This window comes from Metabacillus sp. RB-C-LZQ-3-1, assembly GCF_058315175.1.
This window is the reverse complement of the sequence record NZ_JBZFLI010000012.1, coordinates 73,717-98,878: the sequence shown is the minus strand read 5'-3', so window position 1 is coordinate 98,878 and position 25,162 is coordinate 73,717. Positions and strand designations below refer to the sequence as shown.

27 protein-coding genes are annotated in these 25,162 nt (G+C 35.7%); 17 read left to right on the top strand and 10 right to left on the bottom strand.

Annotation, left to right across the window (positions count from 1 at the left end; translation table 11 throughout):
- Window positions 1–83 precede the first annotated feature (83 nt).
- Window positions 84–323 (bottom strand): NifU family protein, encoded by a 240-nt coding sequence (locus tag AC4GZ8_RS18165; RefSeq protein ID WP_026559029.1) that lies wholly within the window; start codon window positions 321–323, stop codon window positions 84–86.
- Between the two features lie 219 nt (window positions 324–542).
- Between AC4GZ8_RS18165 and AC4GZ8_RS18160 the strand changes: the two genes are divergently transcribed.
- Window positions 543–866 carry a YuzD family protein gene (locus AC4GZ8_RS18160; RefSeq protein WP_491083342.1) on the top strand — a complete coding sequence of 108 codons (324 nt, stop codon included), beginning with the start codon at window positions 543–545 and terminating at the stop codon, window positions 864–866.
- Window positions 867–989: 123 nt separating this feature from the next.
- Here the strand turns inward: AC4GZ8_RS18160 and AC4GZ8_RS18155 are convergent, their stop codons facing one another.
- Complete coding sequence (locus AC4GZ8_RS18155) at window positions 990–2,057, bottom strand: NAD(P)/FAD-dependent oxidoreductase (RefSeq protein ID WP_491083309.1); 1,068 nt, start codon at window positions 2,055–2,057, stop codon at window positions 990–992.
- A gap of 597 nt (window positions 2,058–2,654) precedes the next feature.
- On the opposite strand from AC4GZ8_RS18155, the gene AC4GZ8_RS18150 reads away from it, so the two are divergent.
- Entirely contained in the window at window positions 2,655–2,891 is a 237-nt protein-coding gene (locus AC4GZ8_RS18150; protein ID WP_491083308.1) for a YuzB family protein, read from the top strand.
- Between the two features lie 189 nt (window positions 2,892–3,080).
- Here the strand turns inward: AC4GZ8_RS18150 and AC4GZ8_RS18145 are convergent, their stop codons facing one another.
- On the bottom strand, window positions 3,081–3,776 hold the full coding sequence (locus AC4GZ8_RS18145; RefSeq protein ID WP_491083307.1) for a DUF2225 domain-containing protein: 696 nt from the start codon (window positions 3,774–3,776) through the stop codon (window positions 3,081–3,083).
- A gap of 232 nt (window positions 3,777–4,008) precedes the next feature.
- Here AC4GZ8_RS18145 and dapF point away from each other — a divergent pair, with 232 nt between their 5' ends.
- Both dapF and AC4GZ8_RS18135 read left to right on the top strand, forming a co-directional pair.
- Window positions 4,009–4,866, top strand: coding sequence for a diaminopimelate epimerase (gene dapF, locus AC4GZ8_RS18140; protein ID WP_491083306.1), 858 nt, complete (start codon window positions 4,009–4,011; stop codon window positions 4,864–4,866).
- Window positions 4,867–4,968: 102 nt separating this feature from the next.
- Window positions 4,969–5,331 carry a HesB/IscA family protein gene (locus tag AC4GZ8_RS18135; RefSeq protein WP_491083305.1) on the top strand — a complete coding sequence of 121 codons (363 nt, stop codon included), beginning with the start codon at window positions 4,969–4,971 and terminating at the stop codon, window positions 5,329–5,331.
- A 200-nt stretch (window positions 5,332–5,531) separates the two neighbouring features.
- Here the strand turns inward: AC4GZ8_RS18135 and yumC are convergent, their stop codons facing one another.
- On the bottom strand, window positions 5,532–6,524 hold the full coding sequence (gene yumC, locus AC4GZ8_RS18130) for a ferredoxin--NADP reductase 2 (protein ID WP_491083304.1): 993 nt from the start codon (window positions 6,522–6,524) through the stop codon (window positions 5,532–5,534).
- 361 nt (window positions 6,525–6,885) lie between these two features.
- Between yumC and AC4GZ8_RS18125 the strand changes: the two genes are divergently transcribed.
- The 5 genes from AC4GZ8_RS18125 to spsC all read left to right on the top strand — a co-directional run bounded on the left by AC4GZ8_RS18125 (window position 6,886) and on the right by spsC (window position 10,297).
- Window positions 6,886–8,121: an NAD(P)/FAD-dependent oxidoreductase gene (locus tag AC4GZ8_RS18125; RefSeq protein WP_491083303.1), complete on the top strand. Its 1,236-nt coding sequence runs from the start codon at window positions 6,886–6,888 to the stop codon at window positions 8,119–8,121.
- Between the two features lie 87 nt (window positions 8,122–8,208).
- Complete coding sequence (locus AC4GZ8_RS18120) at window positions 8,209–8,694, top strand: NUDIX domain-containing protein (protein ID WP_491083302.1); 486 nt, start codon at window positions 8,209–8,211, stop codon at window positions 8,692–8,694.
- Between the two features lie 154 nt (window positions 8,695–8,848).
- Entirely contained in the window at window positions 8,849–8,974 is a 126-nt protein-coding gene (locus AC4GZ8_RS18115) for a YuiA family protein (RefSeq protein WP_491083301.1), read from the top strand.
- A gap of 75 nt (window positions 8,975–9,049) precedes the next feature.
- Window positions 9,050–9,370 carry a YuiB family protein gene (locus AC4GZ8_RS18110; RefSeq protein ID WP_491083300.1) on the top strand — a complete coding sequence of 107 codons (321 nt, stop codon included), beginning with the start codon at window positions 9,050–9,052 and terminating at the stop codon, window positions 9,368–9,370.
- Between the two features lie 210 nt (window positions 9,371–9,580).
- Window positions 9,581–10,297 carry a stationary phase survival protein SpsC gene (spsC, locus tag AC4GZ8_RS18105; protein ID WP_491083299.1) on the top strand — a complete coding sequence of 239 codons (717 nt, stop codon included), beginning with the start codon at window positions 9,581–9,583 and terminating at the stop codon, window positions 10,295–10,297.
- Between the two features lie 57 nt (window positions 10,298–10,354).
- Here spsC and AC4GZ8_RS18100 read toward each other — a convergent pair whose 3' ends face one another.
- A complete protein-coding gene (locus tag AC4GZ8_RS18100; protein ID WP_491083298.1) occupies window positions 10,355–10,834 on the bottom strand; it encodes a divergent PAP2 family protein in 480 nt (159 codons plus the stop codon).
- 277 nt (window positions 10,835–11,111) lie between these two features.
- Between AC4GZ8_RS18100 and AC4GZ8_RS18095 the strand changes: the two genes are divergently transcribed.
- Window positions 11,112–12,623, top strand: a complete 1,512-nt coding sequence (locus tag AC4GZ8_RS18095; protein ID WP_491083297.1) for a leucyl aminopeptidase — start codon at window positions 11,112–11,114, stop codon at window positions 12,621–12,623.
- Between the two features lie 159 nt (window positions 12,624–12,782).
- The gene (locus AC4GZ8_RS18090) at window positions 12,783–14,117 is read left to right on the top strand and encodes a Na+/H+ antiporter family protein (protein WP_491083296.1); all 1,335 of its coding nucleotides are present in this window, start codon (window positions 12,783–12,785) and stop codon (window positions 14,115–14,117) included.
- A 31-nt stretch (window positions 14,118–14,148) separates the two neighbouring features.
- Here the strand turns inward: AC4GZ8_RS18090 and AC4GZ8_RS18085 are convergent, their stop codons facing one another.
- Window positions 14,149–14,313, bottom strand: a complete 165-nt coding sequence (locus tag AC4GZ8_RS18085) for a hypothetical protein (protein WP_491083295.1) — start codon at window positions 14,311–14,313, stop codon at window positions 14,149–14,151.
- Window positions 14,314–14,555: 242 nt separating this feature from the next.
- On the opposite strand from AC4GZ8_RS18085, the gene AC4GZ8_RS18080 reads away from it, so the two are divergent.
- Window positions 14,556–15,101 (top strand): DUF6241 domain-containing protein, encoded by a 546-nt coding sequence (locus AC4GZ8_RS18080; protein ID WP_491083294.1) that lies wholly within the window; start codon window positions 14,556–14,558, stop codon window positions 15,099–15,101.
- 56 nt (window positions 15,102–15,157) lie between these two features.
- Here the strand turns inward: AC4GZ8_RS18080 and AC4GZ8_RS18075 are convergent, their stop codons facing one another.
- Window positions 15,158–15,745 carry a biotin transporter BioY gene (locus AC4GZ8_RS18075; protein WP_491083293.1) on the bottom strand — a complete coding sequence of 196 codons (588 nt, stop codon included), beginning with the start codon at window positions 15,743–15,745 and terminating at the stop codon, window positions 15,158–15,160.
- Window positions 15,746–15,859: 114 nt separating this feature from the next.
- Between AC4GZ8_RS18075 and AC4GZ8_RS18070 the strand changes: the two genes are divergently transcribed.
- A complete protein-coding gene (locus AC4GZ8_RS18070; RefSeq protein WP_491083292.1) occupies window positions 15,860–16,459 on the top strand; it encodes a sulfite oxidase-like oxidoreductase in 600 nt (199 codons plus the stop codon).
- 413 nt (window positions 16,460–16,872) lie between these two features.
- Here AC4GZ8_RS18070 and AC4GZ8_RS18065 read toward each other — a convergent pair whose 3' ends face one another.
- From AC4GZ8_RS18065 to adeR, 3 genes are all read right to left on the bottom strand, one after another.
- On the bottom strand, window positions 16,873–17,055 hold the full coding sequence (locus tag AC4GZ8_RS18065; protein ID WP_491083291.1) for a YjfB family protein: 183 nt from the start codon (window positions 17,053–17,055) through the stop codon (window positions 16,873–16,875).
- Window positions 17,056–17,408: 353 nt separating this feature from the next.
- Complete coding sequence (gene ald, locus AC4GZ8_RS18060) at window positions 17,409–18,542, bottom strand: alanine dehydrogenase (protein ID WP_491083290.1); 1,134 nt, start codon at window positions 18,540–18,542, stop codon at window positions 17,409–17,411.
- 126 nt (window positions 18,543–18,668) lie between these two features.
- Complete coding sequence (gene adeR / locus AC4GZ8_RS18055) at window positions 18,669–19,901, bottom strand: sporulation transcriptional activator AdeR (RefSeq protein ID WP_491083289.1); 1,233 nt, start codon at window positions 19,899–19,901, stop codon at window positions 18,669–18,671.
- Window positions 19,902–20,079: 178 nt separating this feature from the next.
- Here adeR and AC4GZ8_RS18050 point away from each other — a divergent pair, with 178 nt between their 5' ends.
- The 4 genes from AC4GZ8_RS18050 (at window position 20,080) to AC4GZ8_RS18035 (ending at window position 24,961) form a co-directional block, all read left to right on the top strand.
- Window positions 20,080–20,850: a (S)-benzoin forming benzil reductase gene (locus tag AC4GZ8_RS18050; RefSeq protein ID WP_491083288.1), complete on the top strand. Its 771-nt coding sequence runs from the start codon at window positions 20,080–20,082 to the stop codon at window positions 20,848–20,850.
- A gap of 433 nt (window positions 20,851–21,283) precedes the next feature.
- Window positions 21,284–22,507, top strand: a complete 1,224-nt coding sequence (locus tag AC4GZ8_RS18045) for a sensor histidine kinase (RefSeq protein WP_491083287.1) — start codon at window positions 21,284–21,286, stop codon at window positions 22,505–22,507.
- 358 nt (window positions 22,508–22,865) lie between these two features.
- Window positions 22,866–23,396 carry an HD domain-containing protein gene (locus tag AC4GZ8_RS18040; RefSeq protein ID WP_491083286.1) on the top strand — a complete coding sequence of 177 codons (531 nt, stop codon included), beginning with the start codon at window positions 22,866–22,868 and terminating at the stop codon, window positions 23,394–23,396.
- Window positions 23,397–23,620: 224 nt separating this feature from the next.
- Window positions 23,621–24,961, top strand: coding sequence for a hemolysin family protein (locus AC4GZ8_RS18035; RefSeq protein WP_491083341.1), 1,341 nt, complete (start codon window positions 23,621–23,623; stop codon window positions 24,959–24,961).
- Window positions 24,962–25,162 lie beyond the last annotated feature (201 nt).

Genomic DNA, 25,162 nt, shown 5'->3' with positions numbered 1-25,162 from the left:
CCGAATCCTTTTTTACATCAGCAGAAAAACAAAAAAAAGCTCGGTATACCATAAAGCCATGGCGTACCGAACTTTTAATAAAATTAAAAAACTTGCTCTACTTCTACAACTCCTGGTACTTCTTCTAATAATGCACGTTCTATACCAGCTTTTAATGTGATTGTTGAGCTTGGGCAGCTTCCACAAGCACCTAAAAGGCGAAGTTTTACAATACCATCTTCTACATCCACAAGTTCACAATCTCCTCCGTCACGAAGTAAGAATGGACGTAATTTATCAAGTACTTCTTGAACTTGCTCAAACATAGCAGTTTCAGTTGTCATTATAATCGACTCCTTTCCTTATTCCATATTATATTTGAAATGGCGAGAAAAATCTAATCGAATGATTCAATTTTTTATTAAGTAAGCAAGTATATATTACCATATTTATTATGTAAACGTAAGAGATAACTACCTGTTTCCATTAGTAAGTATACCCAACAATGAAGATGGAAAGTTTTTAAGAATTAGAATACAATGAAGAAAAAGAACGGTGGTGCCATGGTGAAAAAAGTTGAAATTAGTGTATATGGAGCAGAGGTGCTTTGTCCAAGCTGTATAAATTTACCGTCAGCAAAAGAAACGTACGAATGGCTGGATTCAGCCCTGAAGCGAAAATTTGTAGATCAGCCTTTTCATATCACATATATCGATATTGATGAACCTCAGGAAGATGAGGAAAAGCAAGAATTTGTGCAAAAGATTTTAGATGATGAGTATTTTTATCCTCTTGTAGTAATTGAAGGAAAGGTCGTTGGTGAAGGAAATCCCCGGCTGAAGTCCATTTTTGAAGAAATGGAAAAGTATGGGTATAAAAGTCAGTAAAGATACTATAAAAACACACTCAAGCAAAATGAGTGTGTTTTTAAAATGATAAGAAGTAAATAATTTCTCGTCTAGTGTTGGTGTCAAGCAGGAGCCGATAGGCGGGCAACTTCTGCTATTTTATTATCCGTTATGATACTTGTACATCCAAAGGACACCGGATTTTAATAATCTAGGGACACGGCCCATTAATGGCCTGTCATTGACGAGTCCGAAGCCTTGTTTCTTTCCTAATGATCCTAGTACACCCTTTAATTTAAATGGTGGAAAGATTTCAGGAAGGGGCTCGTTATTCCATTTTTTTAGTAAGACTTGAACAATCTGTTCAGCTTGTGCTTCAGCTAACTGAGCACTAGGAGCATGTGGCAGACTTGCACAGTCACCTACGACAAAAATATCTTCATATTGCGGGATGAAGTGCTGAGTTGTTAGTTTGACTCTACCTTGATTATCTTTTTCAACATTAAGATCTCGAACGACTTTATTCGGCTGTATACCTGCAGTCCAAACAATAGCATCACATTCATATGGTTGATCATGATTATAAACAACATTCGGTTCTACTTTTGTAATATTGGCCTCACTAATAATTTCAACACCATGTTCAGTGAACCAATTTGCAACATAGCTGCTTAATCTCTCAGGAAAACTCGAAAGAATATTCTTGCTTCGGTCAAATAACTTTATTTTTAAATCCTTGCGGCTTTCTCTAAGCTCACTTGCAAGCTCAACACCACTTAATCCCGCTCCGACAATTGCAACTGTAGCATCTGCTTGTAAGTTATTTAATTTTTGGTATGTTTCACGAGATTGGTCGATTGATTGGATGCTATATGTATATTGATCAGCACCCGGAACATTATGATATTTATCCTCACAACCTAAGCCGATGATCAAATCATCGTATGTGACGGTTGTATCCTCATGTAGGATAACTTCTTTTTTGTCTGGATCAATTTTTGTAATTGTGCCAAAAACAGTTTGAAGCCGTGGATGCTCTGGAAAGGAAACGCGAATATGATGATCGGAAATGGTTCCTGCTGCAAGAGCATAATATTCTGTTTTTAGACAGTGATAAGGGTTTTTATCAATAAGAGTAATTTGCACATCGTCAGGTAATTGATTCGGAAGCAAGCGAAGTAAGATACGCATTCCACCGTAACCACCACCAAGAATAACTAGGTTCTTCATTTTTAATACTCCTTTTTCCCTGCTTTTTAAAAAACTCTTTAAAAATAAATAGAGGGATAAATACACACATTAATGTTGTATTCAATCTCTCATGTATAAATGAATAAATAAGAAAAGAGAAAAACTCTTGTAAAAAATAGTTGCCCCTTTTTAACGAATTAAAAATGCCATAAAAAGTATAACGAAATTCTCATTTCATCACAATATTAACACGTCAAAAACGTTTTCTTTATTTGCGGGATAAACTATTTTAAGATATAGTACAACACAATTATGAATTATTTAGATAGTGTTTACAATCCTATTTATATATTTATTCAAAAAAGTTTCCATCTCTTAAAAGTTCCAGTATGAAAAGGGTTATTATGATAGGAAACATAGAGTATAATAAAGCGAGACTTCCGTCATAAGGGGATTTATCCCCAATGATGGATAGTGAGGTTTACCGGATCTTACGGGCAGTTATCCGAAACCTATTTTTTCTTTGCTTCTCTAGAAGCTGTGATAAGAAGTTTTACTGCCTGTTGAGAATGGGATAAAATTTGACGAATTCGTGCATCTCCTATTACGATAGGAGGAATAGAGAGGTGGTAATAAATGAAGCCAATTATTGAATTTTGTATAAGTAATTTAGCTAATGGGGCACAAGCGGCACTAGAGCAGCTTGAAAAGGACCCTAATTTAGATATTATAGAATATGGTTGTTTAAGTTTTTGTGGTAAATGTGGTCATTCATTATATGCTTTAGTAAATGGAGAAATGGTCACGGGTGATTCACCAGATAAGCTAGTTGAAAATGTGTATACATTTCTAGAGGAAAATCCAATGTTTTAAAAAAAGCCACGGTTGTGGCTTTTTTTTCTAACCAGGTAAAAAAGTATAAAAATTTGAACTTAGTTTGAGTGTTTAGCTCCAGGCGCCATCGGCTCTAGGGTCTAGTCAAGTAGGAATGGAAGGTAAAGAACACCTTCCATTCCTACTCGCCTTATGCTTGTCGCCGAATGCTTAGCTCCTTGCGCTTTTCTAACCTGATTTTTTTTCTTCACGTATTTCACTCCAGCGATCCTTGGCCATTTGGATAATCCCTTTTTCAATGGTTTCCCTTTGTTTTTCAATAACCCTTGAGAAATACAGTATTGCTTGACCGGCAAGACCAACTCGACGACTCAATTCTCCTATTAAGTAAAGAAGCTTGATCTCAGAAAAGGTTGTATCTGAGAAATCACCAACTGAATAAGATTGGAGATACTCTTCAAGTGCAAGTCTTAAAAAGCGTTGTTCTTCTTGCATATTTACTTTCTCTGTTCTAAATAACCAAGCTAACCGAAGATAGAGGCCACCAAGTGCAATATGTTTTTCATTTTTCATCGTTGCACAGTAGATGGCTAATTTGTAGCAGTTAATCGCCATGTCCAATGTACGTTCTTGTCCATAATCTTTTTCAGCCCATTTATCACAGATTTTATGTTGAATAAGATCTTTTGATTTTGGAGGGAAATAGTCTGTACATTCTTCAGAAGCAGAAAATCCACACTTCGGGCAAACCGAAACGTAATATAGAAGAGGATTCAGGTTTGTGGATATATAGAATGAACAGAAATCAGTATCATGTTTGTGAGCACGAATAAAACGTGACCGCACCTTTTTCGTTATATATCTATTCTCACAAAAATTACACTTAATTTTTTGTTCATATAGGAATTCCGGTTCTTTAATCATAGAGATCACTCCTGGTAGATTAATGAGCGAGTATTCAATACTCTGATTATAACAGAATATTATGAAAAAAGGACTAGTTTTTCGGGATTTATAGGTTAAAAGTCCTCTTAGGTAAAAGAAAAGCTCCCTGTACATCCAGGAAGCTTTTACTTATCAAACGGGGGATGTTTCTATTGTTTTCATTTTTCCAACATTTTATACTAATAAAAATAAAGACTTTTGGAGGCGTATGATGAGTTCATTTCAATTTACAAAAATGCACGGATTAGGTAATAGCTATATATATGTGAACCTTTTTGAAGAAAATCTTCATGAGGAGGCATTGCCTGAGATCGCAAGAAAAGTATCAAGTGTATACACTGGAATTGGTTCTGACGGGTTAATTCTTATTTGCCCTTCTGATCAGGCAGAAGTGAAAATGCGCATTTTTAATAACGATGGATCAGAAGGGAAAAATTGTGGCAATGGGTTAAGATGTGTTGCCAAATATGCATATGAACATAAATTAGTAACAACTGATACATTCAAAATTGAAACTCTGTCAGGACTTGTTGAAGCGCAAGTTCATGTTCAAAAAGATGTAGTAGAGTCTGTTACAGTAGATATGGGAAAACCAAGATTATTAAAGTCAGAGATCCCAATGGCAGGTCCTGAACAAGAAAAAGCAATCAATGAACCAATAAAGTTTGACGGGCAAGAATACCGTGCGACAGCAGTTTCAATGGGGAATCCACATCTTATTTTCTATGTAGATGATATCAACCAGGCCCCTGTAACTACATTAGGTCCAGTTGTAGAAAAAGATGAACGTTTTCCGGAAGGGGTAAATGTGGAATTCGTAGAAGTTGTTTCAAATAATGAGCTGCACTTTAGAGTATGGGAGAGGGGGTCAGGTGTTACCCAAGCTTGCGGTACTGGAGCTTGTGCAGCAGTGGTTTCCTCTGTATTAAATGGCCATACGTCACAGGGAGAAGAAACAATCGTACACCTTTCAGGTGGAGATCTTGTTATTAATTGGACTGAAACTGGCAATGTTTTAATGACAGGTCCGGCAGAGGTTGTTTGCACAGGAACATTTTTCATAAAATAAAGATATGAATTATGTCTAATAGGGTGAATTATTTGAGTGATTAGATCTATAAGATGTATACTATAAATAGATCCTTTCATTAAAAGCAAGGAGGTATATAATATGAGCGACATTGTCAAAATTACAGAAGCGGCTGCTTATCAGATAAAAGATATGATGAAAGAACATGAAGAGGAAAATGCCTATCTTCGTGTTGGTGTAAAGGGAGGAGGCTGTAGCGGCCTTTCCTATGGTATGGGCTTTGAGCATGAGATAAGTGAAGATGATCAAGTTCTTGAACAGCATGGTATGAAGATTCTTATTAAAAAAGAAGATGCGCCGATTTTAAACGGAACAATCATCGATTTTAAACAATCGATGATGGGCGGCGGATTTACAATTGATAATCCAAATGCGATTGCAAGTTGTGGATGCGGATCATCATTTAGAACAGCTACAAATACTGGTACTCCAGAGGAGTGTTAATCATGAAAAAAACGACTATCTGAATTAGTAGTCGTTTTTTTCATATATAAAAGTTTGGTACTTAGTTTTAGTGTCTAGCTCCAGGCGCCACCGGCTCTAGGTCTAGTAAAATAGAAATTGAAGGTGAAAAGCACTTTCTATTCCTATTCGCCACGCCTTATGCTTGTTGCCGAATGGTTAGAGCTTTGCGCTTTTCTTAATTAATTAAACAAACTCGTGCTATGAAGAGGTTGGACTCGTGCTTTTGGATCCATAAAGGCTTTTGCATTATTAACTGCAGTAGGTGCTTCACCAAATCCGCTTGCAATAAGCTTCACTTTTCCGTCATACGTACAAATGTCGCCAGCTGCATAGATTCCTTCAATATTTGTTTCCATTTTTGAATTTACAACAATTGAATTCTTCTCGATCGCTAAGCCCCAATTTTTGATAGGCCCAAGTGAAGAGACAAAACCGTAATTCACAATAAGGTCATCAATTTCGAGGACCTCTTTACGGTCACCTTTTACTTCTTCTAAAACTAATTGTCTAATCGATGTATCACCAATAACTTCAGATGGGACAAATGGTGTTAGAATATCTACTTTTGATTTTTTAAGAAGCTCAACACTATGTTCATGAGCTCTAAACTTATCACGTCTATGAATTAATTTTACATTTTTAGCAATAGGCTCCAACATGAGTGCCCAGTCCACGGCAGAATCACCGCCGCCGAGAATCGCTACATTTCGGTCGGAAAATTTAGATAAATCATCCACAAAATAGTGTAAGTTTTGGCCTTCATATTTTTCTGCACCATCAAGTTCTAATTTTCTAGGTTGGAAAGCGCCATTACCTGCTGTAATAATAATTGTTTTTGTATAATGAACCTCACTATTCGTTGTAAGCTTAAAAATACCATCTGCTTTTTTATCAACTTGTTCTACTGCTTGTTCTAAAACGACAGTAGGGGAAAACTGCCCCATTTGCTCTTTTAAATTGTTAACAAGTTCCTGAGCTCTTACCTTTGGAAAGCCAGCAACATCATATATGTATTTTTCAGGATATAATGTAGAAAGCTGTCCGCCTAGTTGTGGAAGGCTTTCAATAATTTTTACACTCGCTTGTCGCATTCCACCGTAAAAAGCGGTAAATAACCCGACAGGTCCTCCGCCAATAATGGTTATATCATAAACTTTCGTATCTTCTTTCACATAACATCCTCCTCTTCACATCTATGTAAAAATCTTATCATAACTAAGTTCATTATTTCATGTCTCATATCCTTTATAATCTTATTTTTTAAAAAATAGACGAAATATTCTAAATTATAATGTATTTTCAAAAAAAAATATACTACCTTGTAAGAAAAAACTACTTGAAAAAAATTGATAGTATAGATATTATGAAATATAGGTGTAATTATATATATTTATATGTATTTCTAAGAGAAAATAACCAACGTGTGTTTTGGTAAGTGAATCATTTCACAAAGTTTTATCTCTTAAATAAAATAAAATGTTGTGATTCGGTGGATTATAGTAATAACATCATTCGAATTTTGACAACAATCTTATGGAAAAGGTGGATGTATCGGTGAGAAAGCCAAGAGTCGTTATTTTAGGTGCAGGTTATGGTGGATTAATTACAGTTACACGTTTACAGAAACAAATCAGTGTTGATGAAGCTGAAATTACATTAGTGAATAAAAATGATTATCACTATGAAACAACATGGTTGCATGAAGCTTCAGCAGGTACGTTGCATCACGATCGTGCTCGCTACCAAATTAAAGACATCATTGATAACAACCGTGTGAAGTTTGTAAAAGATACAGTTGTTTCAATTGATAAAGAAGCGAAGAAAGTTGTTTTAGAAAATGGTGAGGTTGAGTACGATTATTTAGTAATCTCATTAGGTGCACATCCTGAAACTTTTGGTATTCAAGGATTAAAAGAATATGCATTTGGTATTACAAGCATCGATTCAGCAAGACAATTACGTGAGCATATTGAATATCAATTTGCTACGTACAACATGGAAGCTGAGAAAAAAGATGAGCGCTTAACAATCGTTGTAGGTGGAGCAGGATTCACTGGTATCGAATTCTTAGGTGAGCTTGGAAACAGAATTCCTGAACTTTGCAAAGAGTACGATATTGACTTTAATAAAGTTCGTATTATCTGTGTTGAAGCAGCTCCAACAGCACTTCCAGGATTTGATCCTGAGTTAGTTGATTATGCAGTAAATCACCTTCAAAAGAAAGGTGTAGAATTCATGATCGGTACAGCAATTAAAGAATGTATCGAAGATGGAATCATTGTTGCTAAAGGCGAGGAGCTTGAAACAATTAAAGCTGGTACAGTTGTATGGGCTGCAGGTGTACGCGGTAACAGCGTTGTGGAAGAAGCTGGCTTTGAAAACATGCGTGGCCGTGTAAAAGTTGATGGTTACTTACGCGCTCCAGGACATGAGGATGTATTTATCATTGGAGATTGTTCATTAATTATTAATGAAGAAATCAATCGTCCATATCCTCCAACTGCTCAAATCGCAATGCAACAAGGTGAGACATGTGCGAAAAACTTAGCAGTAGCGATTCGCGGCCGTGGTGAAATGGCTACATTCACACCAGATATTAAAGGTTCTGTAGCTTCACTTGGTGAGGACGATGCAGTTGGTGTTGTATTTGGTAAAAAACTTGTTGGAACAAAGGCATCATTTATGAAAAAAATGATTGATAACCGTGCATTATACATGGTTGGTGGTCCTTCATTAGTATTGAAAAAAGGTAAATTTAACATCCTTTAAGATTATTCTCAAAGACAAGGGCTTTTGCTCTTGTCTTTTTTATTCCCATTTTCACATGATAGAATGAATTAGAGAGGGAGTGAAGGCATGAGTCAGTCTAAAAGGGGCAACGTATGGCTTGCCGTTTCAGGTATTGTTGAGAATGAGAATGGTGAGTGGCTTGTAGTGAAAAAAAGATATGGTGGGCTAAAAGGAATGTGGTCTTTTCCCGCTGGATTTGTTAATCAGGGTGAAACGGTAGATGAAGCGGTATTAAGAGAGGTTAAAGAAGAAACAGGAATCAGTACAACCATTAAAGGAGTCGTTGGAATTAGGTCGGGTGTGATTGGAGAACACATTAGTGACAATATGATTATTTTTTTCTTAATGGCTAAAACAAAGGAAATTTTCGTTCAAGAGAAAGAAATAGAAGAAGCAGTCTTTATGAAGCCTAATGAACTGGAAGTTAACTCTGATTCATCAAACTTACTAAAAGACTTGGCCAGAATGAAAATTGAGTCTAAATTAATGAAATACGATTATTTTCATCCTGGGGACCAATTCGGGTATAGGTCATACACTTTATTTTTATAATATTCTAAAAAATAAGAATTCCGGAGTATTGCAAAGGAAACATATATTGTATTCGCTTACATAAACCTTTTTGTAAGATTTTCTTCCTTTATCATTGTCAGAATAATTGGTATATTGTATCAACAACCATTTCAATCCTAAAGGAGAGACGATAATGAGTACAACAACTAAGGTAGAGACGAAGGAATGTCCTTACTGTGCTGGAAAAGGGTATTTTCAATTGATCTTAGGTGGCTCAGAAACTTGCAATAGCTGTGAGGGAACAGGGAAGAAGTCATAAAACGTTCACTGAGTAAGGATTGACTGTCTATCTATTGTTCAGTACACTTAAAATGGTGTAATGGAGGTGATAGACATGTTAAGCTTACCTGTTTTACTAATATCAATGCTATTATTTTTAGTTTTATTTTTTGGTATTGGATTTTTATTAAATATGCTTTTACGCATGTCTTGGATTATGGCAATTGTGTACCCAATTGTCTGTATTTTTATTATAGATAATGTGAGATTTATAGAATATTTTCAAAAACCTGGTGCTTCTTTTTCAGCTTTAGGTGATAAAATTCTGTCATTAGCTTTAGCAGATATATTGATTTTATCATCCGGGCTAATTGGTGCCATTCTTTCAGGAGTGATCATTAAGATGCTCCGAAAAAGAGGCTACCAAATGTTTTAATTTTGGCAACAAAAAGGCTGGTCATCATCTAATTGATGACCAGCCTTTTTGTTATTTATCAGAAGGGCTTAATGGTTTTTGGGATTCAAAGATAATGGAGAAATGAATTGTCAGCTTTCAAACTGGTAAAATATGTTTCCTGTTAAAAGTGAATATTTCCTCAGCAAATTGGGAACGAATAGATTTGTGAGAGGAGTGAATAGGAAATATATGATCAGTATAAAAAGAGTATGTAGAAGGCTTTTCATGTCGATATTATTTCTTGGTGCATTAACAACAACTTTTGAGGTTATTTCAGGAGTAGAAGCTAAGGATGTAGTCAATTGGTACAATAAAGATCATGCAAATATTGAAGATGAGCCTTTAGGTGAAAACGATGGCAGATTTCGCTTTTTAGGACTTACATTTAAGTCGATGAATAGTGAACCATCAGTACAAACAGAGATATCTTCAAGTGTTGAGACTGTAAATCAAGAGGTATCATTAGAAGAAGCCATTGACTGGTCACAATATCCTGTAAAAAAGGTAGTTGCTACAGGCTATACAGCTGGAGTAGAATCAACAGGAAAACATCCAGATCACCCAAGCTACGGAATTACATACTCAGGTGTGAAAGTAAAACGTGATTTATATTCAACTGTTGCAGCAGACCTGGATGTCTTTCCATTAGGAACCATTCTCTTTATTCCTGGGTATGGCTATGGAGTTGTAGCAGATAAAGGTGGGGCGATTAAGGGGAATCGATTAGATCTCTACTATGAAACAGTAAATGATGTTTATGCTAACTGGGGCAAAAAACAATTAGATGTGTATGTGGTAAAAATGGGTGACGGGAAGTTAACAGAAGAACAGTTAAAAAAATTAAATGAAGAAGAATCTATGCAGGTATTTAGGCAAAAATATATAAAAAGCAAAACAAAAAGCTAATGGTTAGCAGCCATTAGCTTTTTTGTATAAATACTTATTATATTCAGCTATGTATGTTTACATGACAAAAAAGTAATGTAACAACAAGGCAAGAAGAATGCCGGTTAAACCTCCAAAAAATACTTCAATAGGTTGATGGCCGAGCAGTTCTTTTAATTTCTTTTGTTTATCTTGATCAGCTTTTTGGGGCCATACCTTTGCTTCTTCAACAAATTTATTGAAATCTATGACAAGCTGATTAAGAACCGTAGCTTGCTCACCAGCATGTCTTCGAACTCCTGTTGCATCAAACATGGTGATGATGGCAAATACTGCTGAGATAGCAAAAATAGAGGAATCCAGACCATGATCAAGTGCTACGCCAGTTGAAAGGGCAGTAACAGCTGCTGAGTGTGAACTCGGCATCCCGCCTGTGCTCGTGATTAAAGACCAATCCCATTTTCTTGAAACAATAAAATAGATCGGAACCTTGATGAATTGTGCAAAGAAAATAGCTGCTAGTGAAGCCAGTAAGGGAAAATTAAATAATAATTCCAATGTTATGCTCCTTTCATTCTGACATTCTTAGGAAGTATTCATCTATTTAAACAGGAATGATAAGAGTAATTCCACATTGATCTAAATCCGGAGATACAACCGTCTAAAACTTCTCTAATCTGTAAATAGATAAAAATATTTTCTTCATTATAGCATATAACAATAGTCCTTCTTGTTAAAGAATTTGTTTAACATACCTTTTATTATTCATTTGATTCATTATACTTTTTTCATCTTGTGCTTTAAAATAAAAGTGTATACATATATGGAGGTGCAGATGTTGGTATTTAAAGTACATCATCAATTAGAACAAATAGATCAGCAAGATACACTTGTTATTGGACTTTATCAAAAAACTAGCAAATTAACAGGCTTAGCAAAAGAGATAGATGAAAGATTAGGGGGAGACTTATCTCAGTTATTAAAAGAAGGGGATTTGCAAACAAAATATAAATCAATCACTAAGCTGCATACCCTAGGAAGGCTTTCTTTTAAACGGATTTTCTTTGTTGGATTAGGACAAAAAGAGAAGCTTTCCTTTGATGGATTAAGGAGGGTATTTGGAGAGTTATTTAAAACGATTCAAAAGGCGAAACATCAAAATCTCATCATTGCGCTTGATACCTTTCACAATGAAGAAAGTTGTGATCAAGAAGTTGCCCATGCAATGGCTGAGGCATTTGCTCTTTCAACATACAAAATTTTAGATTATAAGCAAAAATCAAATGAACCTGAAAAAATGATTGAAACCGTTCATATCTTTTCAGAGAATGGAGATCTAGACGAAATAAAATCGAGTTTGGAAGTTGGGTATGCATTTGGAACGGGTACAAATAGTGCAAGAACACTAACCAATATGCCTCCTAATCTTTTAACCGCAACAGAACTTGCTGCGTATTCTGTAGAGCTTGCCGAAAGGTACCAATTTGACTTTGAGATCCTTGAAAAAGATGATATGGAGCGTCTTGGTATGGGGGCGCTGTTAGCTGTTAATAAAGGTTCTGAAGAGCCGCCGAAAATGATTGTGTTAAAGTATCAAGGAAAAGAAGAGTGGACTGATGTCATCGGGCTTGTTGGTAAAGGGATTACCTATGATACAGGCGGATACTCTATTAAACCGAAGGATGGAATTGTTGGCATGAAAACAGATATGGGAGGTGCTGCAGCTGTTCTAGGGGCTATGGAGATTATTGGTGAGACAAGACCTGAACAAAATGTTGTAGCTGTTATTCCATCAACAGACAATATGATTAGCGGCGGGGCATTTAAGCCAGATGATGTGATTGTTTCCTTAAGCGGAAAAACGATTGAGGTATTAAATACCGATGCAGAAGGGCGATTGGCTCTAGCAGACGGTATAACATATGCAAAATTTCATGGAGCTAATTATTTAGTAGATGTGGCAACCTTAACAGGAGGAGTTATTATTGCGTTAGGGACTGAAACAACTGGGGCAATGACAAATAATGAAGTGCTATTTGAGCAAGTTCTTCAAGCATCTCATGAATGTGATGAGCCTGTTTGGCGTTTGCCGATTTCAGAAAATGATAAAAAACGAGTTCGTAACAGTAAAATGGCAGATCTTAATAATTCGCCAGGAAGAGAAGGTCACGCCATTATGGCTGGTACTTTTATTGGTGAATTTGCTGAGAATACACCATGGGTACATCTGGATATTGCAGGTACAGCAACAACGTCAAAGGATAGCGAACTAGGTCCTTCAGGTGCGACAGGTGTAATGGCTAGAACATTAGCAACTTTTGTAGAGAGGTTTGAAAGCAATATTTAAATGCTAGAAAGAGGATGACTTGGTCATCCTCTTTTCTATGTTGCAGGATAATATATTGAAATATCAATTGACATATTTATAAAAAGTATGATAAATTAAACTCCGTTGTTTCATTCTCTACCATATTAGCAAACTAAAGTGTTTTTGGGGGTATTGACGTTGAATGCAGTCATAATAGCAGTCATTGCTATGCTTGTTTTAAGTTTATTAAGAATAAATGTGGTTTTTGCTCTAGTGATAGGAGCTTTAATAGGTGGATTAACAGGAGGTTTAGGCTTAGCCGCAACGATTGAGACATTTACCAATGGTTTAGGTGGTAATGCTACAGTAGCACTAAGCTATGCCCTATTAGGAGCGTTTGCGGTTGCGTTAACAAAAACTGGTCTACCAGATGCCATGGTGTCTAGTGTTATAAAAGTAGTTGGTCGCGATGGAGAAACAAGAAGAAAAACATTATCAAAGGTACTTATTGTCTTAATGATTTTAATTATGGCCATTTTTTCACAGAATCTAGTACCTGTGCATATTGCTTTTATTCCGGTTTTGATTCCGCCACTTTTGAAGGTGTTAAATGAGCTTGAAATTGATCGCAGATTAATTGCAACTGTGATTACATTTGGATTAATTACACCATATATGTTTTTACCTGTAGGGTTTGGTGCTATTTTCCATGAAATTATGCAAAATAACATGCAGGAAAGTGGTTTAACTGTATCTTTATCTTCCATTCCAACTGCAATGGCTATCCCGGCTATTGGCATGGTTTGCGGGCTACTTATTGCCGTTTTCTTTACGTATCGTAAAAAAAGACAATATGAAACTCGTGAAATATCTGGACAACAAATAACAGAAGTTTATTCGAAAAAAAGTATTACGGTAGCCATTCTAGCAATTCTTGTTTCTTTATCTGTTCAACTATATTTGTCTCAGAAACTTGGAGTTGAAGGGATGATTTTTGGTGCTCTGGCTGGCTTAAGTATTTTATTTCTTGGCGGGATATTAAAGCGTAATGAAGCAGATGTGATGATGACAAATGGAATGAAGATGATGGCATTCATCGGCTTCGTTATGATTACAGCTTCAGGATTTGCAAGTGTGTTAAAAGAAACTGGACATGTTGAGAAGCTAGTAGAAGATGCAGCAAGTCTGATTGGAGGAAATCAGGCGCTAGGGGCAATGTTAATGTTGATTGTTGGCCTTCTCGTCACAATGGGAATTGGTTCATCATTTTCAACGATCCCTATTATTACGACTATTTTCGTGCCGTTATGCTTGGAGTTAGGATTTAGCCCAATGGCAACAATTGCGATAGTAGGAACAGCTGCAGCACTTGGTGATGCGGGTTCACCAGCTTCAGACAGTACACTTGGTCCAACATCTGGTTTAGCAGCAGATGGAAACCATCATCATATTTGGGATACGTGTGTGCCAACCTTTGTTCATTACAATATTCCACTAATTATATTTGGTTGGATCGCAGCACTTATTTTATAAAGGTCTTCATGAGAAAAAAACTTGGTTCATTTTATACCAAGTTTTTTCTCATTATATTTAATTTCCCCAATAATTCTTCATCATCCCATTCTAGTACAGTTTCTACTAATTCAGGATTTTGCTCCAATATCTCTCTCTCAAATTCTTCTCTATCTTTTATATCTAAGAAATATTTCTTTACAACAAGTGCTTTCATTTTTACACCTCTTTCATTTACTCTACTATTTTTATAACCAAAACTAGTAAACATTATACATAAAACCATATAAAATAGAAAAAAATATGAATCTGATTTTTTTCGACAAAGTCTTTCCTTGTTTAACCTATTTTATCCATTGTATGATAATACTAGCCTATTTTGTTCTGTTTGGTGTTTTGGTGAAAGGAAGGTTTATAGCCTTCGGGACAAGCCAAGTTTTTCTAAGGGAGGTTGTTACCATGGCATGGATAAAAAATCATAAGCTAATGATAGCTAGTGTCATAGTTGTTGCCATTAGTCTTGGATTTTTGGGGTATATTTTAGTAGATATGATGAATCAAAAAGCGACTTCAACATCCTCTCAAAAAGTAGAGGAGGAAGTTCAGGAAAGCACAAACGCCTCAGAGGCCGTATCAAAAGAAGTAATCATGAATAACAATCCATTTGGAAGTGAAAACTCAACATTATCAGAAGAGGATATTCTCAACTATATGCATGGTATGTCTCATCAAAAGGTTATTGCAGATGAAAAATGGCTACATTACGAAATGACGAATGAACGTATCTTATTTCTGATAAACGTAATAGAAAATGGTCAATATGAACATGAGGAAGTAGTAATGGACATTTTAACTCGTTGGAAAGAAGGAGATTTCTCTCAAGCTGATAAGGATCATAATGCGATCTGGAGCATACAAGGAGGGACAATCGGTAAAGCAACTGGTGTCATGTCTTCAGAGCAGGAGCAACAGTATATTGAAGATTATCAAAAAAGTATCAAATAGGATAGAGAAAAAAGCCTATGTCAAATTGACAAAGGCTTTTTGAGGTTACTTAAAGCTTACGCAGCGATTCTTTTATTCGTTGCCTTTGTCACAGCAAAATAAATACGAGGTGCAAGCAGGGCACCTAGAATTGTAAAGGCAACATCTTTTACAATAAACCATGCCATAATGCCCCAAGCAGCAACATATGACATTGGAGCATTCATCCATACATTTAACGCAAGCCACATATACGTTGTCCCTATCATGTAGATAAGTGTAATTCCAACAAATGATGCAGACAAGAAAGCAGAAAGCTTCTTTTCTTTACTTAATTCAAGAATTTTGCCGACTGCATAGGCTGTCACAATATAAGATAAAATAAATCCACCAGTGCTCTGGAAGAGCACACTTATTCCACCACTAAACTGAGCGAAAACAGGGGCGCCGGCAATTCCAACTAATGCATAAATGGTCATTGATAATGCACCAAGCCTGCTGCCCAATAAAAGCCCTGCTAAAATACAGAAAAATGGCTGCATTGATAATGGAACACCTGCTACTTGAAGAAATGGTGCCCAAGACGTAATATTAGCACCGATAGCCATTAGTGCAGCAAACATGCCAACTAATGAAATATCGTATGTAGTTAACCTTCTTTTCATTTTATACTCCCCCTTTTTTCAAATCTTTAAAAAAAGAATAATACAGAAAAGGAAAGAATGTCAACTTTTTTTAATGATTAGTTAACAAAAATAAAATCCAGGAGAGGATATCCTATGTATTTTGGAAAACAGAAAAAAACACATAACAATGGGAGGGTTCCTCCGAATCAAAATGTCACAACGACATTTCCGATATTACATACAGGGAGTGTTCCTTATTACGAGGATATTACGAAATGGAATTTACAAATATATGGTCTAGTAGATCATCCCAAGCTTCTGACCTTAGAGGATATAAAGAAAAATTACCCACAATCAAAACTTGTAAATGACATTCATTGTGTAACGGGCTGGTCTAAGCTAGATGCTAGTTGGCAAGGAGTTAAAACAGTCGATTTATTAGAGGAAGTTCACATACAATCTCATGCGAAATATGTCATTCTGCATGCAGAGGAAGGGTGGACGACAAATCTATCTATTGATGACTTTATGAAGGAAACAAATCTATTGGCTCATAGCTATAACGATGAGCCTTTAACTCCCGAACATGGCTATCCACTACGAGCTGTTATCCCTCATCTATATTTTTGGAAGAGTGCAAAGTGGATTAGAGGGATTCAATTCACAGAACATAATCACCCAGGTTTTTGGGAAAGAAATGGTTATCATATGGAAGGAAACCCTTGGCTTGAGCAAAGGTACAGTTTTGATTGAGTGACTTTTGACTACTTGGATAAAAATGAAATTCGTTAAAAGATGATGAAACAGGAATAAAAAAAGACAGCTATCCAAGGATAACTGTCAACTATTAATTCGGAGGTAGTATTATTCTATTTATTTTTCTATCAAGTGTTCGTCAAATTACTATAAATAATGAAATAGCATTTATAAAATATACTAATTCACTATACATAGCAGGCAAGACGTGGATGTGTAATAGTACAAATAGACTGAGATGAAGATTTTGTCTAATCTTGCCTGATAGTACAAGTTTTACCAAATAATGGATGTGATATAACAGTAATTGTTAGTGGAATTTCGACATTAGTGGAATTTATTGTTACGAATTGTCGCATGAGCGTAAGGGTTTTATAAATCCCCATCTAATAGATATGGGGATTTATATCTTACCCTTTCATATCAATGCTTTTTCCAAGGGTAGGGTGGGGTGCTTCCATAGTTTTTAAAAGTTGTTCATTACTTTGCTGTGAAGTTTCCATGATTTTTTTAGCTAAAGCAATACCAACATTTTGACTTAATGAAGCCTGTTTTAATCCTATCGATAATGCAGCAATATCCAAGTTTTTCACCCCCTCATCATTTGTATCGGTAAAGTAAACAAATGATGAAGGATATTGTGTGAAGAAGGAAAATATAAAGGCTTTATTCTAAAAGTTTGATGTTTTTAATAAGTTCTTAGAACAAAAAATGTTTAGGTTGATTGGAGTACAAGGTGCGAGACCCCTGCGGGAGCAGCGGGACAGGTGAGATGCCACAGGCGCGCAGCCTTACGTAGAAGTGTTCAACGCCCGCCCCACTGAAAGCGAGCTGAGATCCTGGAGGCTCCAATCACCCCTTTGCAGGTACTTATATAGCAACAAAGTTTGCGAAAACAGCCAATATAAAAAGACAGACGAATCTGTCTTTTTAGCACAATTCTTTTTTAGTTCATTAAATGTTCTCTTTGTAAAACCTCTGGAACTGGTTTGTAAACATAGCCGAGATCATCGGCAACTGCTTTATATGTGATTTCCCCATCCATAACATTGACTCCGGCTTGAAGGGCAGGACTTTCACTGATGGCACGATATACACCTGTATTGGCAATTTGTAATGCATAAGGGACGGTAACATTTGTAAGAGCGATTGTTGATGTCCGTGGCACAGCTCCTGGCATGTTGGCTACAGCATAATGTAAAACACCGTGCTTTTCATACGTTGGATTATCATGGGTTGTTATATGGTCAACTGTTTCAACAATTCCGCCTTGATCGATTGCAACATCAACAATGACAGAACCTGGCTTCATTGCTTGAACCATTTCTTCTGTAACAAGTGTTGGAGCCTTTGCCCCTGGAATTAATACTGCACAAATGAGTAAATCAGCTTCAGCAACTGATGTTGCAATATTCATTGGATTTGACATTAACGTTTTGATTTGAGTACCAAAAATATCATCTAGCTGGCGTAATCGATCTGCACTTAAATCGATAATGGTCACATCTGCTCCTAAGCCGATTGCCATTTTCGCCGCATTTGTTCCGACAACACCACCGCCGATAATCGTTACTTTACCGCGACTAACCCCAGGTACACCAGCTAGTAATATTCCTCTTCCACCTTTAGGTTTTTCGAGGAATTGCGCTCCTATTTGTGCAGCCATACGTCCGGCAACTTCGCTCATAGGGGTAAGCAATGGCAGAGTCCGATTAACGGTAACAGTTTCATAAGCAATGGCTGTTACACCGCTATCCTTCAAGGCTTGGGCTAAATCAGGCTCTGCTGCAAGATGTAAATATGTGAATAGAATTAATCCTTTTCGAAAATAAGCATATTCAGATGGAAGAGGTTCTTTCACTTTCATAACCATTTCGGCTTCCGCCCATACCTTTGCAGCTGTGTCAATAATTTCTGCACCGGCATGTTGGTAATCTTCATTCTCAAAACCGCTTCCTGCACCTGCTTGATCTTCAATTAATACACGATGTCCAAATGCAACCAATTGTGTAACTCCACCTGGCGTTAAGGCGACTCGATTTTCATTATTTTTAATTTCCTTTGGAACCCCGATAATCATAAATAAACCTTCCTCCTTTTAAGCCAATATTTATATTGTTTCTATTTATTAATGCAAGTATAAATAAAAAACAAATAAATATCTTTGTTTAAAAATGAGAAAGGTTTTGACCTTGTTTGTGAAAAATCACAAAGACATATGCTCTAGCTTTAAATGCAAGTAGATCGTGATCTTTTGGTTCATGTTTTTAAGGTTTAATTCACCGATTTCTGAAATTCTCTTCAGGCGATAATTTAATGTATTAATATGAATATTAAGTGCTTTTGAAGCTTCATGGACATTACTATCATGATCTAGAAACACTTCAAGTGTATGAACAAGATTTGTGCTGTGACGCTGATCATACTCTTTTAATCTTGTAAGTGAATAATGTTGATAGCCTGATTCTTTTCGTTGTTCATATAAAATATCTAAATACTGATAAAATCCAAGCTCGGAAAAACTAGTTAATTCGGTTGTTTCTTTAGGAAACCGCTTCTTAAGTGAAAGTACAGCAACAGCTTCCTTATAGCTTTTTTCAATAAAGTTAGGGGCAGAAAAAATTCCTCCTATACCTGCCGTCACATTTTTTAAGTTATATCTCTCGTTAAGCTGCCGAATGGTTGAAAACGTAAAATGCTTGATATCTGTTAGAGGTGAGGTGTGTTTTGCTGATAATAAGATAATGAGCTCATCATAATCAAACGTATATAATAATATATTTACCTGTTGAGTTGTTTGAAGTAAGTAAGATAGCTTCTTTTCTGCCTCATCATTAATTTCCTGGGGAAATTTATAAATAACGACAGAGAACGGAGAGGGGAGAGATAAATTTAACTCATGAAAGCCTTGTGTAATTTCGTCTTTTGTTGAGACATGCCCTGTGAGAAGCTTCCAAAAAAACTCTTGATTTCTTTCCTCTTTTTTTGTTTTTCGAACTTGTAATTTCAGCATTTTGTTTTTTACAGCTCGAGCCGCCTTTTTTAATAGTAAAAGATCTGATTGTTGGAGCTGCTTTTCAATTTCTAATGCCCATATAAAACCAAGTACCTCGTCATTTTTCCAGATCGATATCGCAATGCGGTTGCCTAGGCCAACTTCATCAATATTTTTTACTCGAATAGGTTCATCGGTGCTTAGGAGCTTTGGAATGGTTCCATCCTTCCATAAGCTATTAATGACCTTTTCGGGAACTCTCCTTCCAATAATAGTAGAAATGCGTGCAGGGTCGGTTCTGTCGTCATGTGTGCTGTAGGCTAGTAATCTATGGTTCACATCTTCGATTGTAATTGGACATTGAAGGACTTCACTTACCTTTTCTGCTACATCCTCTAAACGGTCAAAATGATAGTTAAATGGGTCTTTTGAAAATCCTGTCATGTTATCCCTACTTTATTTAGCAATTTATATATGTATATGTTGATTTTAGCTTAGTATTAAGATACATGTTTGTCAAAGACAAAAATGTTGAATTGACCTTCTTGCATTTCAGTATCACGTATGCTAAAAAAGAAAAAGAAATTGGAAGAACGATCCAAACGAAAGTGAGCTGACATAGATGAATTATTATATTATAACAGGTGCTTCTCGTGGCTTAGGTGAAGCCATTGTAAAAGAAATAGCGGGACATGATTGTACCATAATTTGTTTGTCCAGAAACGTGAACCCTTCCCTTGAAAAAATAGCTGCTGAAAAACAAACTCCCATTTCATTTATTGAATGTGATTTGTCCAATCTACAGCAAATGCCTGATATGATAAAAAAGTTATTTTCAAAAATAGATATGGAACATGCAAAAAAAATAACGTTAATTAATAATGCAGGTACCGTTAATCCGATAAAAGAAGCAGGTTGTGCAAATCATGAGGAATTAATATTACATGTTCATTTGAATTTCCTAACTCCAATGTTATTGAGTGAGGCTGTGGTACGAGAAACAAAAGGAACCTCTACAGATGGTCTGATTGTGAATATAACATCTGGGGCAGCAAATCGACCTGTTCCGGGCTGGAGTGCATATTGCAGCACAAAAGCAGGATTAAATATGTATACAAAAACAGTTGGTATTGAACAAGAAGAGAAACATACAAACATCACGTCGATTGCATTTTCTCCAGGAATTATGGATACAGATATGCAAGGAACCATTAGAAAAGCAACAAAGGAAGAATTCCCTTCAATCGAACAATTTAAGGAATATCATGAAAAGGGGCTGCTACGATCACCAAGCTTTGTTGCTAGGACATTACTAAAACTTTTATCAGGTCCGTTAGAAAATGGTAGAGTATACGATATAAAAGAATTTTTATCCCACTCTAACGGGCAATAAGATCCCTGCCCCAAGCATCTGAGTTTTCAAAGAGGGCAGGTGGCGGATAACTCCCCGTAAAGGTTGGATTGGTTCAACTAACGATCAGTGGGTGGTGAAGAAATCCTATTGACGAAAGTTTCATTTTATAGGAGAAAAGTTTGGTTTTTAGATAAGACAAAAGAAGTGATTTTTGTAGTATAATAATTCGTAAAGAAAAATGGGATTTCTTCTTGTAACCTGTTTTCATTTATAAAAAATTTGAAAAAAATCACCCAAAAAAATGTCAACTGTTGTAATATTAACAATAGATAATAAAATGAGAGAGTTTATCATTTAGTGGACTAGTAATGAGGGACAGAGGTGGCTGAAAATTAGAAATAGAAAAAATAAAAAGTATGCCGTCGTTATCTCTGTATCAATTTTTATTATAATGGTGTTCTCAGCATTTAATTTGTATACTACTTATTCAAATACACGTAAAACGATTGACCTGACAATTGGTTATCAAGCCATTTCAAATACAAATCAAGCCTTGGAATTTTTGGATAAATCTAGTTTGGAAGATTTATATAAAAACCCAAATGAACATAATAAAGAGCTCGAGGCACAACTTAATGAAATGAAACGATACTTAGGGGCTGAAAATGTTTTTATTGTGCAACCTGATGGAAATGAGGAATTAATCGTTCGCGCATATAGCACGCTTAAAAGCGATAGGAAAACCACCGAGGCTTGCTGTAAACTTTCTCAAGAATTTATAAACCAGTTTACGAAGGAAGAATCCTTTTTTATTAAAATAAAAAAAAGGTCTAATCAACATTCGATTATGTCAGCAGTTCCTATCATAAAAAGTGATGGGGAATATGAGGGATCTCTTGTTATAGAGTCAAACCTTGGAACAGTTGAAAAGCTGACAAAAGAAGTCATGCACAAAAGTTTTCCATCTTTCATCATGAGTGGTGGATTAGTTCTTTTTTCATTTAGTGTTTTTATAGCTTTTCAAATTTGGTATCGACGAAAAGTGAACTCACAGGTTGGAGATGCTGAGGAAACTTACCAAGTTGAGTTTCAGTCCATGCTTCATACAATGAGATCGATTCGCCATGACTTTCTTAATCATATTCAAGTCATTCAAGGCTTAATGAAAATTGGTCGAGAGGACAGGGCGTATGAATATGTGAATTCGTTAACAACCGAGGTAGAAACAATGGAATTACCTGTGGTCATTAAGAACCCAGCCCTTTTTATTTTACTTCAATCTAAATGGGCAAGAGCACAAAATGAGAAAGTTGACATGCATCTTCATATTGATGATCATTTGTTTAAGCATATACATACGATTGATTTAATAAAGATATTTTCGAATTTAATAGATAATGCATTTGATGCTACTCTTTTAGGAGCTGAATCTGAGAGATTCATAAATGTTGAGGCCCGCGTTATTCAAAATAAATATATGTTTAAAGTGGAGAATATTGGGCCTACGATTCCAAAGGCCAATCTGGATAAAATTTTTCAGGCAGGCTTTTCTACAAAGGCAGAAAAGCGTGGGGTTCCACGAGGAGACGGACTTAATATTGTGAAACAAGTTGTGCACAAATATGGCGGTACAATCAATGTGGAATCAAACAAAAATTCTACAATGTTTGAAGTGAATATTCCATTCAAACCTTAACTTAAAGAAACTACAATGTGGTTTCTTTTTTTTATAAGATCAGAGAGTTTCCTATTTTGTACTTAGTGTCTAGATCCACGCCTAGTCTAGTCATAAGCCATTCAGGAATTGAAGACAAAGAGCGCCTTTTGCCTATCGGGGCTGATCAGAGGGCTTGCGATTTTGTTTAAGTAAATGTTACAAATTTCAGTTTAACTCATATAAATAATAAAAGCTTATTTTTCTAATGCCGGTAATTGTTAGAAAATATAACGTTTTTCTTGAAGATGTTTTTTATTTGTGTTAGATTATTCTGAATATAAAACGAAAATTGTTACATTTATATATTTGGTTTGACTAAAAATGTAGGAGGGTTACCATGCGACGAGTTAGATTAATCGATGTTTTTACACATCCAATTGCACAAAAATATTTAAATCGTTCCGGTGTTTCACATGCGATTACAGTTGCCCAATATGCTGTTGAGCTCGCTATAAAGCATGATGTAAATCCTGACATAGCCGCTAAGGCGGGATTGCTTCATGATATTGGGCATTATGAATGGTATAAAAATGGGGAATGGGATTATGATGCATATGTCAAAAACGATATTCATGCAATTAAGGGCGCTGAACGTGCACATAAGCTTTTAATCAGGCTAGGTGAGGATCGAAAATATGCGAAGGATATTGCCCTTGCCATTCTCCTGCACACGGATTCATATTTACCGGAAAATTCTATGAAAAAAAATTCATTACAACGAATTGTCCGTTTAGCAGATGAAATGGATGAGGAACCATTTGGTAAACACCATTACCGAAAGATTGGCTATGAGGATGCTATAAAGGAAATTAAACGAATGGACAATACAGTTGAACAGTTTATTTCTGAATATCGGCAATCAGTTTAGGCTATATAAAGAAGCAGACCTAAAGAGGGTCTGTTTTCATTTATAACTTGCGACTGAAGAACACATAGATTGTTTGACTGAAAGGTTGACAGAAGATAATATGATGATAACGAATGAATTAACGCCTTAGCTTATTTTTAGGAGGTGACAGGGTCTGATCAGAAATGATATGAATGATTGAGAGATACAAGTCTAATAGAGATATGTATGATCAGCCCTTTATTTTGGATATCGTAAACTTGTTTATTGTTACGGTTCTTGTTGCCATAACAGCATTTTTCGTAGCTTCAGAATATGCTATTGTCAAATTAAGAAGCTCTAGAATTGATCAGCTAATTGCAGAAGGTAATAAAGCTGCTGTTGCTGCCAAAAAAGTAACCTCAAATCTTGATGGATATTTATCGGCATGTCAGTTAGGAATTACAATGACTGCCTTAGGTTTAGGATGGTTAGGTACGCCCAAAATCTCAAGTTTATTACATCCGCTATTCCATCATTTCAATATCAATGATTCAATAAGTCTTGTCTTGTCATTTGTTATTGCTTTTTTATTTATTACATATTTGAATGTTGTTATTGGAGAACTTGTACCGAAAACGGTGGCCATATATAAAGCCGAAACCATCACCCTTTTTGTTGCTAGACCACTGCTTTTTTTCTATCGTTTGATGTTTCCGTTTATTTTGATATTAAATGGAACTGCAAATCTCTTTGTTCGTTTATTAGGATTGAAACCAGCTTCTGAGCATGAACTTACCCATACAGAGGAAGAGTTGAGAATCATCCTCTCAGAGAGCTATAAAAGCGGTGAAATTAATCATTCCGAGTTTAAATATGTTAATCGCATCTTTGAATTTGATGATCGTATTGCAAAAGAAATCATGGTGCCGCGCACTGAAATTGTGACAACCTCTGTAGAGAAGACGTTCCAAGAAAATTTAGAGCTGATGAGAAATGAAAAATACACACGTTATCCGGTTGTAAACGGTGATAAAGATCATATTTTAGGCATGGTCAATATTAAAGAGATTTTTACCGATTTATATTATTTAACACCTAATGCCAGAAAAAATACATCTATACAAAAATATATTCGTCCAGTGATTCAAGTGATTGAATCAATTCCCATCCATGATTTATTAGTGAAAATGCAAAAAGAACGAGTGCACATGGCTATATTAATAGATGAATATGGTGGAACGGCAGGACTTGTAACGGTAGAGGATATTATTGAAGAAATTGTCGGAGATATTCGAGATGAGTTTGATCAAGATGAATTACCTGACATTCAAAAACAAGGAGATCGGCATTTCATTGTAGATGGAAAGGTATTAATTTATGATATAAATAATATCTTACATATCAACATTGATACTGAAGATATTGATACCCTTGGCGGTTGGATTTTGACACAAAACATAGAAAGTAAGCGAGGAGATATCATAACATTTGAAGGATATGAGTTTCACATTTTAGATATGGAAGGACATCTTATACGGTCGATTGAAATAAAAAAAGCTGTTAAGAATGAGGAACCTTTACTCCAATTAAAAGTTGAGGAATAGTGAAAAGGGTCAGTCTTAATATTAGACTGACCTATTTACATACACATGTAGATTGAGATGGATAACGTCAGGTACAGTTAGCTGAGTTACATAATTTAACAAGAAAAGAATGGAAATTAGTAGGGGAATCATGTAGATTTATAGATATATGAGGACAAATTGTTGAAACGATTTTTGTTTATTTACGTATAAATTTATATA